We start from the raw sequence: 15,608 nt of genomic DNA on the forward strand, positions 1-15,608 counted from the left end.
GGTTTTTAGCTGCTCTGCCACGCGGTATACTGGTAGCGGGACTACATAATCCACGAAGCGTGTTTCACAAAATCGCTTTGCAGTACCGTTGCTTTATCCCATTCACCGTTGAGTGCCAGCTGATGACACAGGCGACTGAGGGAATGGCGCGCCAGCTGCCAGGCCTGCATGCGGAACAGTCGTTCGCGGGATGTATTGCTCAGCTCAACAACCAGTCGTTGATGAAGTTTGCCCATTGCGTGCAGATAGCTCTGATCGTCACCGTTCAGCTGGCAAAGCTCAGCCATATCGAGACAGGTATCATTGAACTTGCGTAACTGTTCAATGGTGCATTCCGGGCGGTTCAGCTTTGCCTGCGCCATATAGAAATCGACGGTGATATCACGTACGGAAAACTTATATTCATCAATCTTGTGTTGCAGCCACGCACTCATCGACAGATTCATTGCTGGTCCCAGTCGCGCTAATGATAATCATTATCATATTATAACTGCGTTAATATTCAATCACCCGGCGGGATTTTTTATCGATAAATGCCGCCTTTCAAAAAAATTGGTATTACCGATAAGCGCGATAAGGGATTTAGGTGAATGATTATTATTAAGAAGTGGCTTGGGATTACAACTTAGAAACATTTTGTTTTCAACAATTTATCTTTTGCGGTTTTGACCTGAAGAGCACGTCACTATCTGTTTCGCAGGGGCTAAACTTACTCAATAAGATTAGAAAAACACCCAAAGGGTAATATCCCTGCAAAACAAGAGGTTGAAGTGATACAGGTTATCACTAACATAGAGGCACTAGCCCGAAGGGCTAACGTATCGCGAGGTAATTTATGCAATCAGCAAATCCAGCATCTTTTTCCCCAGATGACTTTATCTGGAAAGGATTGACGCTCACCGACAGCGCCGCCAAACAAATCAGCAGCCTTGCCGCTGGCGATCCTGAAATCAAAGGTTTGAAGCTGGGCGTGAAGACGTCTGGCTGCGCCGGTTTTGGTTACACCATGGACCTGGTGAAGGAGACGGCGAAGGATGATTTGGAGTTTAGCCATAACGGTGCATCGCTGTTCGTGCCCCTTCAGGCAATGCCCTACATTGACGGTACGGAAGTTGATTTCGTCCGTGAAGGTCTGAACCAGATTTTTAAATTTAATAACCCTAAAGCTCAACACGCCTGTGGCTGTGGTGAAAGCTTTGGCGTTGAGTAAACTCTATGTCTCGTAATACTGACGCATCTGATGATGTACAGGTTTGGGAAGGCAGCCATCAGAAATATAAAGAAGGCTTCTTTACCCAACTGGAAACCGAAGAATTCGCCCACGGCATCAACGAAGATGTGGTGCGTGCGATCTCGGCCAAGCGTAATGAACCTGAGTGGATGCTGGATTTCCGCCTGAAAGCGTTCGCGGCCTGGCTGGAAATGGAAGAGCCACACTGGCTGAAGGCCAACTATAAAAAACTGGATTACCAGGATTACAGCTATTATTCCGCGCCGTCCTGCGGCAGCTGTGACGATGCCTGTGCCTCGGAGCCGGGTGCCACCCAGACTTCCGGCAGCGAAGCGCCAAACTACCTGACGCAGGAAGTGGAAGACGCTTTCAAACAGCTGGGTGTTCCGGTACGTGAAGGTCAGGAAGTGGCGGTTGATGCCATCTTTGACTCCGTTTCGGTTTCTACCACCTACCGCGACAAGCTGGCGAAAGAAGGCATCATCTTCTGTTCATTCGGCGAAGCGATTCACGATCACCCGGAACTGGTCAAACAGTATCTGGGTACCGTGGTGCCGGCCAACGACAACTTCTTTGCCGCGCTGAACTCCGCCGTTGCTTCTGACGGCACCTTTGTATACATCCCGAAAGGCGTTCGTTGCCCGATGGAGCTGTCGACCTATTTCCGCATCAACGCGGCGAAAACCGGGCAGTTCGAGCGCACGATCCTGATCGCCGATGAAGGCAGCTACGTGAGCTATATCGAAGGCTGCTCTGCACCGGTGCGCGACACCTATCAGCTGCATGCGGCAGTGGTTGAAGTGATCATCCACAAAGACGCGGAAGTGAAGTATTCCACCGTGCAGAACTGGTTCTCCGGCGGCGACAGCGAAGGCGGCATTCTGAACTTCGTGACCAAGCGTGCGCTGTGCGAAGGCGAAAACAGCAAAATGTCCTGGACCCAGTCTGAAACGGGCTCAGCCATTACTTGGAAGTACCCGAGTGTGATCCTGCGCGGTGACAACTCCATCGGTGAATTCTTCTCTGTTGCGCTGACCAGCGGTCGTCAGCAGGCTGATACCGGCACCAAGATGATCCATATCGGTAAAAATACCAAGTCGACGATTATCTCGAAGGGTATTTCAGCCGGTAAGAGTGAAAACACCTATCGCGGCCTGGTGAAGATTATGCCGACGGCGACCAATGCGCGTAACTTCACTCAGTGTGACTCGATGCTGATTGGTGCTGACTGCGGTGCACATACTTTCCCGTATGTGGAAGTGCGCAACAATACCGCCCAGCTGGAGCACGAAGCGACAACGTCACGTATTGGTGAAGATCAGCTGTTCTACTGCCTGCAGCGTGGCATTAGCGAAGACGATGCGATTTCCATGATCGTTAACGGCTTCTGCAAAGACGTCTTCTCTGAGCTGCCGCTGGAGTTTGCGGTAGAAGCGCAAAAACTGCTGGCAATCAGCCTGGAACACAGCGTGGGCTAAGCCCGCGCCAAGAACTTTACCCAAGGGTATTTACAGTGCCGGAAAGCACTGCAAAGGAAACCATATGTTAAGCATTAAAGATTTACAGGTCAGCGTTGAAGATAAAGCTATCCTGCGTGGGTTGAATCTTGAGATCAAACCCGGTGAAGTTCACGCCATTATGGGACCGAATGGCTCAGGGAAAAGTACGCTGTCTGCAACGTTGGCAGGGCGCGAAGATTACGAAGTGACCGGTGGCTCCGTCGAGTTTAAAGGTAAAGATCTGCTGGAACTGGACCCGGAAGAACGTGCTGGTGAAGGCATCTTCATGGCCTTCCAGTACCCGGTAGAGATCCCGGGCGTGAGCAACCAGTTCTTCCTGCAAACTTCCGTGAATGCGGTGCGTAAATACCGTGAACAGGAAGAGCTGGACCGCTTTGATTTCCAGGACTTTATCGAAGATAAAATCCACCTGCTTAAGATGCCTGAAGATCTGCTGACTCGTTCAGTTAATGTGGGTTTCTCCGGCGGTGAGAAAAAACGTAACGACATCCTGCAGATGGCCGCGCTCGAGCCGGACCTGTGCATTCTGGATGAGACCGACTCCGGTCTGGACATTGATGCATTGAAGATTGTGGCTAACGGCGTGAATACACTGCGCGACGGCAAACGTTCTTTCATCATCGTAACTCACTATCAGCGTATCCTTGACTACATCAAGCCTGATTTCGTTCACGTGCTCTATCAGGGCAAAATCGTTAAATCAGGAGATTTCTCGCTGGTGAAACAGCTGGAGGAGCAAGGCTATGGCTGGCTTACCGACGAAGAGTGATAACGCGCTGCAACAGTGGCACCATCTGTTTGAAACCCGCGCTGAACACCGTTCAATGCAGGCCCAGCAGCACTGGCAACAGCTGCTGCGCGAAGGTCTGCCAACGCGCAAGCAGGAAAACTGGAAATATACGCCGCTGGATGCGTTATTCGATCATCAGTTCGTTCTGCCGCAGCAGGCTGAACTGACAGCAGAAAACATTGATACACTGGCGCTGGCGATTGACGCCGTGCGTCTGGTCTTTGTTGATGGACGCTTTTCCGCCGCGTTGAGCGATGCCGAACACGACCTGTTCAGCATCCAGGTGACCGGTTCCGGCGAACGCCGCGAGCTGAATGCACCGATACAGCCGGAGGTGTTCCTGCATCTGACCGAAAGCCTGGCCGAAGAGTCTACGCTGATCCATCTGGCTCGGGGTAAGGCTGCGGAGCGTCCGTTGTATCTGTTGCATATCAGCAGCGGCAGCGCGGCAGGTGAGATGAACACTTCGCACTATCGCCATCACCTGCAGCTGGATGAAGCGGCCGAAGCGACGATCATTGAGCACTATGTCACCCTGAATAATGCCACGCACTTTACCGGCGCGCGTTTTACCGCCGAAGTAGGCAACGGTGCGGGGCTGACGCACTACAACTTCGCTTTTGAAGATCAGAGCAGCTACCACTTCTCGCACAACGATCTGGTGCTGGGCCGCGATGTGCGCGTTCAGAGCCACAGCTTCCTGCTGGGGGCGGGTCTGACCCGTCATAATACCAGCGGACAGTTGAACGGCGAGGGCAGCGATCTGGTGATCAATACGCTGATGCTGCCGATTGATAAAGATGTGTGCGACAGCCGTACCTATCTGGAACACAACAAAGGCTACTGCCAGAGTCGCCAGCTGCATAAAACCATCGTGCGCGATCGCGCTCGTGCCGTATTCAACGGCATGATCAAAGTGGCCAAGCACGCCCTGAAGACCGACGGTCAGATGTCCAACAATAACCTGCTGCTGGGTCGCCTCGCTGAGGTGGATACTAAGCCGCAGTTGGAAATCTACGCCGACGACGTTAAGTGCGGACACGGTGCGACAATTGGCCGTATCGACGAAGAGCAGATGTTCTATCTGCGTGCCCGTGGTATTTCGCAGGATGCTGCTCAGCGCATGATTATTTATGCGTTTGCTGCCGAGCTGACCGAGGCGATTGGCGATGACACGCTGAGAGAAGCGGTGATGCAGCGTATCGCTCAACGCTTTCCCGGAGGTTTGCAATGAGTTTTGATCTGGCTCGGGTACGGGCGGATTTCCCGCTGCTGACGCGTGAGGTTAACGGGCAACCGCTGGCCTATCTCGACAGCGCTGCCAGCGCACAAAAGCCGCAGGTGGTGATTGATGCAGAGAGCCAGTTCTATGAGCACGGTTATGCTGCCGTTCACCGTGGCATCCATACGCTGAGTGCGGAAGCCACCACTGAGATGGAAAATGTGCGTGTTCAGGCTGCGCGTTTCCTCAATGCGCCGTCGACGGAAGAGATTGTGTTTGTCAAAGGTACCACCGAGGCAATTAACCTCGTGGCCAACAGCTGGGGCAGCAGTCAACTGCAGCCCGGCGACAACATCATCATTACCGAGATGGAACACCACGCCAATATCGTTCCGTGGCAGATGGTGGCCCAGCGTACCGGAGCGGAAGTGCGCTTTATCCAGCTCAACGCTGACGGCGAGCTGGATCTGGCTAAACTCCCTGAGCTGATTGATTCACGTTCCCGACTGCTGGCGGTGACCCAGGTTTCCAACGTGCTGGGCACCGTTAACCCGGTGAAAGCGCTGGTGGCGCAGGCGAAAGCGGCGGGGCTGGTGACGCTGATCGACGGTGCGCAGGCGATCATGCACGGGCAGGTTGACGTGCAGGATATCGGCTGTGATTTTTATGTCTTCTCCGGGCATAAGATCTACGGACCGACCGGCATTGGTATTCTGTATGGCTGCAAGGCGCTGCTGGACCAGATGCCGCCGTGGGAAGGGGGCGGTTCGATGATCGCCACCGTCAGCCTGACCGAAGGCACCACCTATGCTGCCGTGCCGGGCCGGTTTGAGGCGGGAACGCCGAATACCGGTGCGATTATCGGTCTGGGGGCGGCACTCAAGTACGTGACCGATCTGGGGCTGGATGCAATCCAGCAGCGTGAACAACAGCTGATGCACTACGCGATGGATAAACTGGCCTCTGTACCGGACCTGGTTATCTACGGTCCTCAGGAGCGCAGCGGGGTGATTGCCTTTAATCTGGGCAAACATCATGCCTACGACGTGGGCAGTTTCCTCGATCAGTACGGTATTGCGATTCGCACCGGCCATCACTGTGCGATGCCGTTAATGCAGCACTACGGCGTTCCGGCGATGTGTCGCGCCTCGTTTGTTCTGTATAATAGCGAAGAAGAAGTCGATCGCCTGGCGGCGGGGTTAATTCGTATTCACCGTCTGCTGGGGGGCTGATCGCTCTCTGAGCAGGAGCGATTTCAGCCTTAAAAGGGCGAGGCATGCCTCGCCCTTTCTACGAGTTTACCCGATAGAGCCATGTCGTTAAGAAGCCGATTTAAGTGAGGAAGCAATGGCAACTCTGCCAGATAAAGAAAAACTGGTGCGCAACTTCAACCGTTGCGCAAATCAGGAAGAGAAGTATCTGTATATCATTGAACTGGGTTCGCGCCTTGAGGCCGCATCCGAAAATCTTCACCAGCAGGAAAATATCGTTCCGGGCTGTCAGAGCCAGGTTTGGGTGATCGTTGATCTTGATGAGAATGGCCAGGTCCGCCTGCAGGGCGACAGCGATGCCGCACTGGTTAAAGGACTGATTGCTATTGTCTTTGCCGTTTACCAGAAGATGTCACCGCAGGAAATTATCGATTTCGATGTTCGCCCTGTGTTTGCCGAACTGTCTCTGACCCAGCAGCTTACTCCATCCCGTTCTCAGGGACTGGAAGCCATGATTCGTGCAATACGTCAGAAAGCGCTGATTCTCACCGGCGCGTGAGTTGCTAAACTACTCGGTCTGCGCCCCGCTGATATACAGTGGGGTTGTTCTCCCTTCATAACCGAGAAAAACGCATGAAACCTTTGTTCCGTTTTGCATTTATGGTCACGCTGCTTACCGGGGCGTACAACGCCAGTGCTACAGAATATCCCCTCCCGCCCGACGACAGCCGTTTGATTGGGGAAAACAGCACATACATCGTGCCCAATGACGGAAGGCCGCTGGAAGCGGTAGCGAAGGAGTATATGATTGGTCTGCTGGGTATGCTGGAGGCCAATCCGGGAACCGACCCCTGGCTGCCGAAAGCCGGTACGCAGTTAACGATCCCCACCCAGATGCTGCTACCGGACACGAAACGTGAAGGCATCGTGATCAACGTAGCGGAGCTGCGGCTCTACTACTACCCGAAAGATGAGAACAAAGTGATTGTCTACCCGATTGGCATCGGTCAACTGGGTGCCAATACCCCGGCGATGGTCACCAGCATCAGCCAGAAAATCCCCAACCCAACGTGGACCCCCACTCCTAACATCCGCAAGCGCTACGCAGCCAAAGGCGAGATCCTGCCAGTCACCGTGCCCGCCGGGCCTGATAACCCGATGGGGCTGTATGCGATGCGTCTGGCCTATGGTAAGGGCCATTACCTGATCCACGGCACGAATGCTGATTTTGGTATCGGTATGCGCGTCAGCTCCGGCTGCATTCGCCTGCGGCCTGACGACATTGAAGCGCTGTTCAACAGCGTGCCGAAGGGAACGCGCGTTCAGGTGATTAACCAGCCGGTGAAGTATGCCGTAGAGCCGGATGGCAAGCGTTGGATCGAAGTGCACCAGCCGCTGTCGCATAACGAGAATGACGATCCACAAACCATGCCAATTGCGCTGAGTCCGGCTGCGAAGAAATTCATTAGCAGCGCCAGCAGTGATGATGCGGTGATTAAGGCGGCATTAACGCGCCGTTCGGGTATGCCCGTTCTGGTCAGCGAAGGGGAAGTTGTGAAAGATGATTCGACAGTGCCCGCATTTCTTCACCAGAAGGGAGCAGAAGGATTTAAATCACAACCGGCGGGATAATTCAGGTTGGGGGAGAAAGCGCTCAGAATTGATTACAGTGCGTTTGGCGGCGGGGTCAACATCCGCCGTCGGCGAAGCTGATATGCAGGCAAAAAAAATGGCGCACACTGTGCGCCATTTTCAGTACCAGAACTCTTACTTACGGTAAGAGTGAGCCTGGTTGTCCAGACGCTGGTTAGCACGAGCTGCGTCATCTTTAGCAGCCTGAACGTCAGAACGCACTGCGTTCACGTCGTTGCTCAGCTGGTCAACTTTAGCGTTCAGAGTCTGAACGTCAGAAGACAGCTGGTCGATTTTAGCGTTGCTTGAGCAACCAGCCAGCAGAGTTGAACCCAGGATTACCGCGCCCAGTACCAGTTTAGTACGATTCATTATTTATACCCTCTAGATTAAGTTAATCTCCATGTAGCGTTACAAGTATTACACAAAGTATTTTCTAATGAGAATAATTTTTTGATGAGAACGTGCTTAAATTTGATCGTTCGCTCAAAGAAGCATCTTCTTTGGGTGTTAAGGCAAAAAATTAAGCGAAAACAGACGATTTTAATCGGACAGGTCTTAGTTTTTAGTGCAGTTGAATAGTTAATTTCGATTGGAAATTTTGTGAAATGAGGTTACGCAAATTGAAAAAAAAGCACCCCTGAGGGTGCCTTATTAGTCGATAGTGTAATCTTAAATTACAGAACGTGGACCGAAGAGGTATTGGTCGTACCGCTTGGCACCAGTGCACCGGAAACCATCACCACCACATCGCCTTTCTGCGCATAGCCGCTGGCCAGCGCCGCTTCTTTGCCCAGACGGTAGAAATCGTCGGTAGAGGCGATTTCCTGCACCATGCTGGTAATCACGCCTTTGGTCAGCAGCAGCTGGCGGCTGGTCAGCTCATTGGTGGTTAGCGCCAGAATGGTGGCGTGAGGGAAGTATTTGCGGATGGATTTCGCTGATTTACCGCCTTCGGTCGCTACGACGATAACCGGGGCTTCCAGATTCTCAGCCGTTTCAACTGCACCGCGGCAAACCGCTTCAGTAATGCGCATTTTGCGATCGTCGTTGCGAGGATCGATGCGGCTCTTCATCACGCGGTCAGTACGTTCGCAGATCGTGGCCATAATGGTCACGGACTCCAGCGGATATTTACCTTTGGCGCTCTCGCCAGACAGCATGACCGCATCAGTCCCGTCGAGGATGGCGTTAGCCACGTCGCCGGCTTCTGCACGGGTAGGGCGCGGGTTCTTGATCATTGAATCCAGCATCTGGGTGGCGGTGATCACCACTTTACGCGCGCGATTACACTTCTTGATCATCATCTTCTGAGCGAAGATCACTTCTTCAACCGGGATCTCTACGCCGAGATCGCCGCGAGCAACCATGATGCCGTCAGACGCATCCAGGATCTCGTCGAAGTTGTTCAGGCCTTCCTGGTTCTCGATTTTCGAAATGATCTGGATATTTTCGCCGCCGTGGGCTTTCAGATGCTCACGAATTTCCAGCACGTCTGAACGCTTACGAATAAAGGATGCAGCGATGAAGTCAACGCCCTGCTCGCAGCCGAAGATCAAATCGAGCTTATCTTTTTCCGCCAGTGCAGGCAGTTGGATTGAAACGCCCGGCAGGTTAACGCCTTTGTTTTCGCCCAGTTCGCCGTTGTTACGGACTTTACAGACCACGGTGGTTTCGGTGACTTCGGTGACTTCCATACCGATCAGGCCATCATCAACCAGAATGGTGTTACCCACTTTCAGGTCGGCCGCGAAGCCGGTGTAGGTGACCGCTACGCGCTCATTGTTGCCGATAACGCTCTGGTCAGTAGTAAAGGTGAATGTCTGGCCAGCGGTCAGCGCAACGTCGTTGCCGCCTTCCAGTTTCATGGTGCGGATTTCAGGGCCTTTAGTATCCAGCAGGATAGCTGCCTGATGGCCGGTGTTTTTCACCACGCTACGCAGGTTTGCAATGCGCTTGCCGTGCTCTTCGTAGTTACCGTGTGAGAAGTTCAGACGCATAACGTTCATTCCTGCTTCGAGCAGGTTGGTCAGCATCTCTTCAGATTCAGTTTTTGGACCGATGGTGCAAACAATTTTAGTCTTTTTCATGACGGATTATCTGTAAGTTGTGATGGATGATAAGAATGGGTTCCGCTGACGTGGCCAGCGGAGGAGAAATTAGGTGCCTGAGGCAGATTGCGATACTGGGTAAGGATAGGTGACAGATTAAAGGTATGCAGAAGAAGTTGAGACATGGTTTCGGCGTGAGCGCAGCACGTTGTTGCGCAACAGGTACGGCTTATAAATTGTGTATTTACCATGCGCTGAAACCATTCAAGTGAAACAACGGCTGCATTATAAAGGCTAAGTGCTAGAAAACCAATTAAAAAGCGTTAAGACGTTTAAGTAAGTGCGTCAGAGCGGCGTGTTGCGCAACAAGATTAATTGCTGAAGCGGAATCTGAAAAAGAGGGGATAACTAAGAGTGGTGCGTTCTAGAGGACTCGAACCTCCGACCCCCACCATGTCAAGGTGGTGCTCTAACCAACTGAGCTAAGAACGCTTTCCGGATAATCTCTGGTGCGTCCGAGTGGACTCGAACCACCGACCCCCACCATGTCAAGGTGGTGCTCTAACCAACTGAGCTACGGACGCACTGTTGCTATCTGGGTGACAGCGGGGACGAATATTAACGGCAGCCTGTACGCCTGGCAAGGAGAAAAAAGCTTTTTTCTGCCTGATTGCTGCGCATCTGTGCGAAGCGCAGCAATTTTAATCATATTTCAGTGAAATCTACCGAAAAATTAGTGTGCTGCGCGCGCCAGAATACGTTCCGATGGCTGCCGCTGCAGGCGGATAATTCGCCAAATCATCATTATCGCCGAACTGGTTAGCCCAATAATAAAACCGGTCCAGAAGCCCGCCGGGCCCATCGGTGCCACAACCCAGTCGGTCATCGCCAGCACGTAGCCGCTGGGCAGGCCGAGCACCCAGTAGGCAATAAAAGTGATAAAGAAGATGGCGCGGGTGTCTTTGTAGCCGCGCAAAATACCGCTGCCAATCACCTGGATAGAATCAGAGAACTGATACACTGCCGCCAGCAGCATCAGCTGTGCTGCCAGAGTCACAACCTCAGGATTGTCGTTATACAACAGGGCTATTTCGTGGCGGAAAGTGACCGTGAACAGTGCGGTCAGGCAGGCCATGCAAACGCCCACACCCTGTGCGGTCCAGGCAGCCACGCGCGCCTGCTCGGTTGAACCCTGGCCGAGGCGGAAACCGACGCGAATGGTCGTGGCTACGCCCAGCGACAGCGGGATAACAAACATCAGCGAACTGAAGTTAAGCGCAATCTGATGACCGGCGACCTTGACGATCCCCATCGGTGAAACTAGCAGGGCTACCACGGCGAACAGGGTGACTTCAAAGAACAGCGCCAGCGCAACCGGCAGTCCAAGGCCAACAAGGCGGCGCAGCACTTTCCAGTCAGGCGGGGAAAATGAACTTTCCAGACGAATATCGTGCATAAAGGCGGCACGGTTCACCCAGAACTTCATGGCAATAAACATCACCCAGTAGACCGAGGCCGTCGCCACGCCGCAGCCAACGCCGCCGAGGGCCGGCATGCCGAAATGTCCGTAAATAAAAATGTAGTTAACCGGAATATTAACCAGCAGACCGATAAAACCCATCACCATGCCGGGTTTGGTTTTCGACAGCCCTTCACACTGATTACGTGCGACCTGGAAGAACAAATATCCCGGTGCACCCCACAGCAAAGCATGCAGATAGCCGAGTGCCTTGGCTGACAGCTCCGGATCGACATTATGCATCGCGCCAATCAGATAGCCCGCATTGTAGAGCACCACCATAATAATGAGCGATGAGAAACCCGCCAGCCAGTAACCCTGGCGAACCTGCCAGGCAATGCGATCGCGTCGGCCTGAGCCGTTGAGCTGCGCCACCACCGGCGTTAAGGCCAGAATCAGGCCGTGGCCAAAAAGAATGGTAGGCAACCAGATTGAGGTTCCCACTGCAACGGCGGCCATATCCGTGGCGCTAACGGCACCGGCCATCACTGTATCGACAAAACCCATGGACGTTTGCGCAACCTGCGCAAGGATCACGGGAATTGCCAGCATTAATAACTGACGCGCCTCTGTGAGGTACTTCTGCACGTAATACACCTTTATTTTAATTGTGGAGGGGTTTTAGCTGGGGAATACACGGCGTTTGCTCATTGCCACAGCATAGCAGGCCGCTTAGTGTAGTGTCCGTAGACGAATTAGCCAATAAGCTGCCGTAAGAATAGCTCTTCATGTCACGCAAACGGTTCTCAGTTAAGTTGGCTTTAAGTGGCAGCCAGGGCAAACTAGTGCCAGCGACAACACATTAATAGAGGCATAGCTATGTTTACCGGAATTGTGCAGGGCACTGCTGAAGTGCTGGCAATTGAAGAGAAACCCAATTTTCGCACCCATATCATAAAAATGCCGGAAGCTCTGCTGCCCGGACTGGAACTGGGTGCATCGGTTTCCCATAACGGCTGCTGCCTGACGGTGACGGAAGTCAACGGCGATCGCGTAAGTTTCGATCTGGTTAAAGAAACGCTGCGTATTACCAATCTGGGCGATCTGAAAGAAGGGGATACGGTAAACGTTGAGCGCGCAGCCAAATTCAGCGATGAAATCGGCGGCCATCTGATGTCAGGTCATATTATGACCACGGCAGAAATCAGCAAAATTATTGCGTCGGAAAACAACCGGGAAATCTGGTTTAAGGTGCAGGACGCCAGCCAGATGAAATACATTTTGCATAAGGGCTTTGTTGGCATTGACGGTATTAGCCTGACGGTAGGTGAAGTCACAAAAACCCGTTTCTGCGTTCACCTTATTCCTGAAACGCTGGCGCGCACCACGCTGGGCGCGAAACGTCTGGGTCATCGGGTGAATATTGAGATCGATCCGCACACGCAGGCGATTGTTGAAACGGTTGAGCGCGTGCTGGCCCAGCGCGAAGCTGCACTGCTGGCAGCCGCCGCGGCTGAAGAATCCGCTGAGTAAATTCAGCCGGTCCGTCAGCGATCGCATCACGCTGTTGCTACGTTTTTAAATAATCAGCGTCTGGTTCCAGCCAGAGCGTATTTGCGCAGGGGATACTTCTTTGCGTGCAGCATCAGTGGCTTCGTTTTTCTGACGATAAAAAAGCCGCTATCTGATAATGATAGCGGCTTACGTATTATTTCAATGCCGTACAATGCAAAGACAGCCTGTAATGCTCCCCATTATTGGCTGTCTTTTTCTGCTATAGCGATATCACCGCGCCACGCGCAGTCCACCATCAGCCCCATGAGTGAAGACAACCTGCCACAGTTGAATATCACGTGCGCGGAAGGCTCCTGCACAGGCGTTAAGATAGTAGCTAAACATACGCTTAAACCGTTCCCCATAGTTATCCGCAATCTGCGGCCACGCCGCGAGGAAACGGTGGTACCAGGCCATTAGCGTCAAATCGTAATCTGCGCCGATATTGTGCCAGTCCTCCATCACGAAATGCGGTTCGCTGGCATTGGCAATATGCCTTACCGACGGCAGACAGCCATTGGGGAAAATATATTTGTTGATCCAGGGATCAACATTCTCATCGGTTTTATTTGCGCCGATGGTATGCAGCAGGAAAATACCATCAGGTTTTAAATTACGATCGACCACGGAGAAATAGGTCGCGTAATTTTTAGGCCCAACGTGCTCAAACATACCTACTGAAACAATGCGGTCGAACTGCTGGTTCAGATCGCGATAATCCTGCAAAAGGATTGTCACATCCAGCCCTTCACAGCGCTGCTGAGCCATTTTTTGCTGTTCGGCAGAAATGGTAACCCCAAACACGCTGACGCCGTAATGACGAGCGGCATATTCCGCCAGTCCGCCCCAGCCGCAGCCAATATCCAGCAGCGACATGCCGGGGGCCAGCTCAAGCTTCTCGCAGATCATTTTTAGCTTCGCTTCCTGCGCCTGTTCCAGCGTCTCTGCTTCTTTCCAGTAACCGCAGGAATACTGCATATACGGATCAAGCATCAGCGAAAACAGGTCGTTACCTAAATCATAGTGCTCTTTACCGACAATCCAGGCCCTTTTCCGCGACTGGAGGTTGGTCAGGCGAGCGGCGGCAATGCGAAGCGTATCTTTAAAATGGTGGGGGAGTTGTTGATCGAGTTTTGCCAGCAGCACACGCTGGAAAAAGATATCCAGCCTGTCGCACTGCCACCAGCCGTCCATATAGCTTTCACCCAACCCCAGCGAGCCTTCCTGCAGCACGCGTTTAAAAAAGTTGGGATTACTGATTCGGATATCCCATGGACGGGAACCGTTTATTTCTATGTCAGCCTTGCGCAACATCTCCTGGACAATTCGGTACCACTGGTTGTCTTCCAGGCTCACTTCTTCTATACACGATGAACTCATTAGCTTCTCCATCACCCTGTGTGATTGAAACCTGAGAAAAGGATAGTCAATTTCTACAGATTTATGAGAAAACTCACGGCAGAGCCGCAGTCTGATATCCGACGTTAACAGAGGACTGAATTATAACCGGCAGAGGCTGAAACAGACGTAACATAACAGAACGGTATGACAGCCTTGTCAGTAAAAAAACACCGAACGCCGCCAAAGCGATCTCCGGATTTAAATGTTGGTAACTTGTTATTTTATAGTGCCTGACGAGTATATGCTCCCGTCAGACAATATTCAATGCATTATTGTTAGCTTGCTAACCAAGTGATTTTACAGCATATCACCCTGCATTTTCCATCGCTTGCAGAGCCATTTTTCTCGCGGCTTTGCGCTGCATCAGATAACCAATTGTAGCCAATAAAATGGTCAGTAACATGACACGCACGGTGGTTTCTAGCGGTGATTCAATCCAGGTTGAAACAGCCAGACTGGCGATAAAGCACAGACCGAGCTGCAGCATATTTTGCAATGCGGCGGCTTTCCCCGTTGCCTGGGGGAACGGCAGCAGGGCGCTGGACACCACCACCGGATAAATTGCACCACTGGCCATCGACATGACGCAGAACGGCGTGAGCAGACTGTACAAAGATGGTGCCTGCTGCTGCGCGGCGATAAACAACGCAATAACCCCCAGGCTAAAGCACAGCAGCATCCACGGCAGCAGCTGCCCGCCGGAGAAGCGATTAAGCAGTGCGCGACAGCCAAAGCCACCAATCAGAAAGGCGATGGTCTGCGGCACATAGCTCAGGCCGATATCGGCAGGAGACAGTCCCAGATTACCGAGGATAAACGGTGAGCCGGTCAGCCAGGCAAAAAAGCTGGCGGAGCAGGCGGCAAACACCAGCACGTTACCGCTGTATACCGGAGATTTAAGCAGCGTCAGGAAACCCGGTGTCGGGCCATTGGGTACCGCTTTCTCAGCTGATTTGCGGCGGGTAAGGCGCAGCGTGGGTATCAGCAATATTACGCTAATCAGCAGCAGCGCGACGAAGATTGCCCGCCAGGAAAAATGTTCAAGTAGCCAGGCTCCCAGCAGCGGTGCCAGCGCCGGTGAAAGCGCAACCAGCGGCATAATGGTGGCGAATACGCGTTTTGCCTGCTCGGCGCTGTAGCGATCGACAACCAGGGCCTGCCAGCTTACGGCGGCGGCACACACACCCACAGCCTGCATGAAACGGAAAAACAGCAGCCACGGAGCGGAGTTAACCCACATCATGGCAGCACAACCGATGGCGAACATCCCCAGCCCCACCAGCAGCACGGGCTTGCGGCCAAGGCGGTCGGACAGTGTTCCCCAAATCAGCTGTGCGCAGGCAAAGCCGGCAAGGAAGATGCTCAGGCTGGCGCTGATAACGCCAGAACCGGTGGCAAGATCCTGCTGCATCTCACCAAAAGCGGGCAGGTACATATCGGTAGCAAGGAAACCCAGCATGCTCAGCATGGCCAGATAAACGATAAAGAATTTTGAAGGCATATTTTACTCGTACAGGGCAGTTTTTTATCGCAGGGA

At 52.8% G+C, this 15,608-nt stretch carries 14 protein-coding genes and 2 tRNA genes; 8 read left to right on the plus strand and 8 right to left on the minus strand.

All coding sequences use genetic code 11. The features are described 5' to 3' along the window. Nucleotides 1–41: 41 nt before the first annotated feature. Nucleotides 42–446, minus strand: coding sequence for a hypothetical protein (locus IBT46_RS05240; RefSeq protein WP_105594977.1), 405 nt, complete (start codon nucleotides 444–446; stop codon nucleotides 42–44). A 389-nt stretch (nucleotides 447–835) separates the two neighbouring features. Here IBT46_RS05240 and sufA point away from each other — a divergent pair, with 389 nt between their 5' ends. The 7 genes from sufA (at nucleotide 836) to IBT46_RS05275 (ending at nucleotide 7,606) form a co-directional block, all read left to right on the plus strand. Continuing rightward, the gene (gene sufA, locus IBT46_RS05245; protein WP_105594976.1) at nucleotides 836–1,210 is read left to right on the plus strand and encodes a Fe-S cluster assembly scaffold SufA; all 375 of its coding nucleotides are present in this window, start codon (nucleotides 836–838) and stop codon (nucleotides 1,208–1,210) included. Nucleotides 1,211–1,215: 5 nt separating this feature from the next. After that, nucleotides 1,216–2,709, plus strand: coding sequence for a Fe-S cluster assembly protein SufB (gene sufB, locus IBT46_RS05250; protein WP_105594975.1), 1,494 nt, complete (start codon nucleotides 1,216–1,218; stop codon nucleotides 2,707–2,709). A gap of 64 nt (nucleotides 2,710–2,773) precedes the next feature. After that, entirely contained in the window at nucleotides 2,774–3,520 is a 747-nt protein-coding gene (gene sufC, locus IBT46_RS05255; protein WP_105594974.1) for a Fe-S cluster assembly ATPase SufC, read from the plus strand. Next, complete coding sequence (gene sufD, locus IBT46_RS05260) at nucleotides 3,495–4,775, plus strand: Fe-S cluster assembly protein SufD (RefSeq protein ID WP_200544632.1); 1,281 nt, start codon at nucleotides 3,495–3,497, stop codon at nucleotides 4,773–4,775. Before sufC ends, sufD begins: the two co-directional genes overlap by 26 nt. Beyond that, nucleotides 4,772–5,995 carry a cysteine desulfurase SufS gene (gene sufS / locus IBT46_RS05265; RefSeq protein ID WP_200544634.1) on the plus strand — a complete coding sequence of 408 codons (1,224 nt, stop codon included), beginning with the start codon at nucleotides 4,772–4,774 and terminating at the stop codon, nucleotides 5,993–5,995. The genes sufD and sufS overlap by 4 nt, the downstream gene beginning before the upstream one ends. Before the next feature lie 115 nt (nucleotides 5,996–6,110). Next, on the plus strand, nucleotides 6,111–6,533 hold the full coding sequence (gene sufE / locus IBT46_RS05270; RefSeq protein ID WP_200544636.1) for a cysteine desulfuration protein SufE: 423 nt from the start codon (nucleotides 6,111–6,113) through the stop codon (nucleotides 6,531–6,533). Nucleotides 6,534–6,607: 74 nt separating this feature from the next. Further along, a complete protein-coding gene (locus IBT46_RS05275) occupies nucleotides 6,608–7,606 on the plus strand; it encodes a L,D-transpeptidase family protein (protein WP_200544638.1) in 999 nt (332 codons plus the stop codon). Between the two features lie 135 nt (nucleotides 7,607–7,741). Here IBT46_RS05275 and IBT46_RS05280 read toward each other — a convergent pair whose 3' ends face one another. The 5 genes from IBT46_RS05280 to IBT46_RS05300 all read right to left on the minus strand — a co-directional run bounded on the left by IBT46_RS05280 (nucleotide 7,742) and on the right by IBT46_RS05300 (nucleotide 11,764). Then, nucleotides 7,742–7,978, minus strand: a complete 237-nt coding sequence (locus tag IBT46_RS05280; RefSeq protein ID WP_006118977.1) for a major outer membrane lipoprotein — start codon at nucleotides 7,976–7,978, stop codon at nucleotides 7,742–7,744. Nucleotides 7,979–8,283: 305 nt separating this feature from the next. Further along, nucleotides 8,284–9,696 carry a pyruvate kinase PykF gene (pykF, locus tag IBT46_RS05285; protein ID WP_200544640.1) on the minus strand — a complete coding sequence of 471 codons (1,413 nt, stop codon included), beginning with the start codon at nucleotides 9,694–9,696 and terminating at the stop codon, nucleotides 8,284–8,286. Nucleotides 9,697–10,072: 376 nt separating this feature from the next. Continuing rightward, nucleotides 10,073–10,149: transfer RNA gene (locus IBT46_RS05290), tRNA-Val, on the minus strand. 15 nt (nucleotides 10,150–10,164) lie between these two features. Continuing rightward, a tRNA-Val gene (locus IBT46_RS05295) sits at nucleotides 10,165–10,241 on the minus strand. A 149-nt stretch (nucleotides 10,242–10,390) separates the two neighbouring features. Continuing rightward, nucleotides 10,391–11,764: an MATE family efflux transporter gene (locus tag IBT46_RS05300; RefSeq protein ID WP_105594968.1), complete on the minus strand. Its 1,374-nt coding sequence runs from the start codon at nucleotides 11,762–11,764 to the stop codon at nucleotides 10,391–10,393. 231 nt (nucleotides 11,765–11,995) lie between these two features. On the opposite strand from IBT46_RS05300, the gene IBT46_RS05305 reads away from it, so the two are divergent. Continuing rightward, a complete protein-coding gene (locus IBT46_RS05305; RefSeq protein WP_200544642.1) occupies nucleotides 11,996–12,649 on the plus strand; it encodes a riboflavin synthase subunit alpha in 654 nt (217 codons plus the stop codon). 252 nt (nucleotides 12,650–12,901) lie between these two features. On the opposite strand, the gene cfa is transcribed toward IBT46_RS05305, so the two are convergent. After that, entirely contained in the window at nucleotides 12,902–14,050 is a 1,149-nt protein-coding gene (gene cfa, locus IBT46_RS05310) for a cyclopropane fatty acyl phospholipid synthase (RefSeq protein WP_200544644.1), read from the minus strand. Between the two features lie 328 nt (nucleotides 14,051–14,378). Then, nucleotides 14,379–15,572 (minus strand): purine nucleoside transporter PunC, encoded by a 1,194-nt coding sequence (gene punC / locus IBT46_RS05315; RefSeq protein WP_200544647.1) that lies wholly within the window; start codon nucleotides 15,570–15,572, stop codon nucleotides 14,379–14,381. Nucleotides 15,573–15,608: the final 36 nt, after the last annotated feature.

Source organism: Erwinia sp. S38, from assembly GCF_016624545.1.
GTDB lineage: Bacteria > Pseudomonadota > Gammaproteobacteria > Enterobacterales > Enterobacteriaceae > Erwinia > Erwinia coffeiphila.

Bases quoted from the DNA above. Each gene is read 5' to 3' on its own strand.
- IBT46_RS05240 (WP_105594977.1), bottom strand. From the start codon at position 446: ATGAATCTGTCGATGAGTGCGTGGCTGCAACACAAGATTGATGAATAT.
- sufA (WP_105594976.1), top strand. From the start codon at position 836: ATGCAATCAGCAAATCCAGCATCTTTTTCCCCAGATGACTTTATCTGG.
- sufB (WP_105594975.1), top strand. From the start codon at position 1,216: ATGTCTCGTAATACTGACGCATCTGATGATGTACAGGTTTGGGAAGGC.
- sufC (WP_105594974.1), top strand. From the start codon at position 2,774: ATGTTAAGCATTAAAGATTTACAGGTCAGCGTTGAAGATAAAGCTATC.
- sufD (WP_200544632.1), top strand. From the start codon at position 3,495: ATGGCTGGCTTACCGACGAAGAGTGATAACGCGCTGCAACAGTGGCAC.
- sufS (WP_200544634.1), top strand. From the start codon at position 4,772: ATGAGTTTTGATCTGGCTCGGGTACGGGCGGATTTCCCGCTGCTGACG.
- sufE (WP_200544636.1), top strand. From the start codon at position 6,111: ATGGCAACTCTGCCAGATAAAGAAAAACTGGTGCGCAACTTCAACCGT.
- IBT46_RS05275 (WP_200544638.1), top strand. From the start codon at position 6,608: ATGAAACCTTTGTTCCGTTTTGCATTTATGGTCACGCTGCTTACCGGG.
- IBT46_RS05280 (WP_006118977.1), bottom strand. From the start codon at position 7,978: ATGAATCGTACTAAACTGGTACTGGGCGCGGTAATCCTGGGTTCAACT.
- pykF (WP_200544640.1), bottom strand. From the start codon at position 9,696: ATGAAAAAGACTAAAATTGTTTGCACCATCGGTCCAAAAACTGAATCT.
- IBT46_RS05305 (WP_200544642.1), top strand. From the start codon at position 11,996: ATGTTTACCGGAATTGTGCAGGGCACTGCTGAAGTGCTGGCAATTGAA.
- cfa (WP_200544644.1), bottom strand. From the start codon at position 14,050: ATGAGTTCATCGTGTATAGAAGAAGTGAGCCTGGAAGACAACCAGTGG.
- punC (WP_200544647.1), bottom strand. From the start codon at position 15,572: ATGCCTTCAAAATTCTTTATCGTTTATCTGGCCATGCTGAGCATGCTG.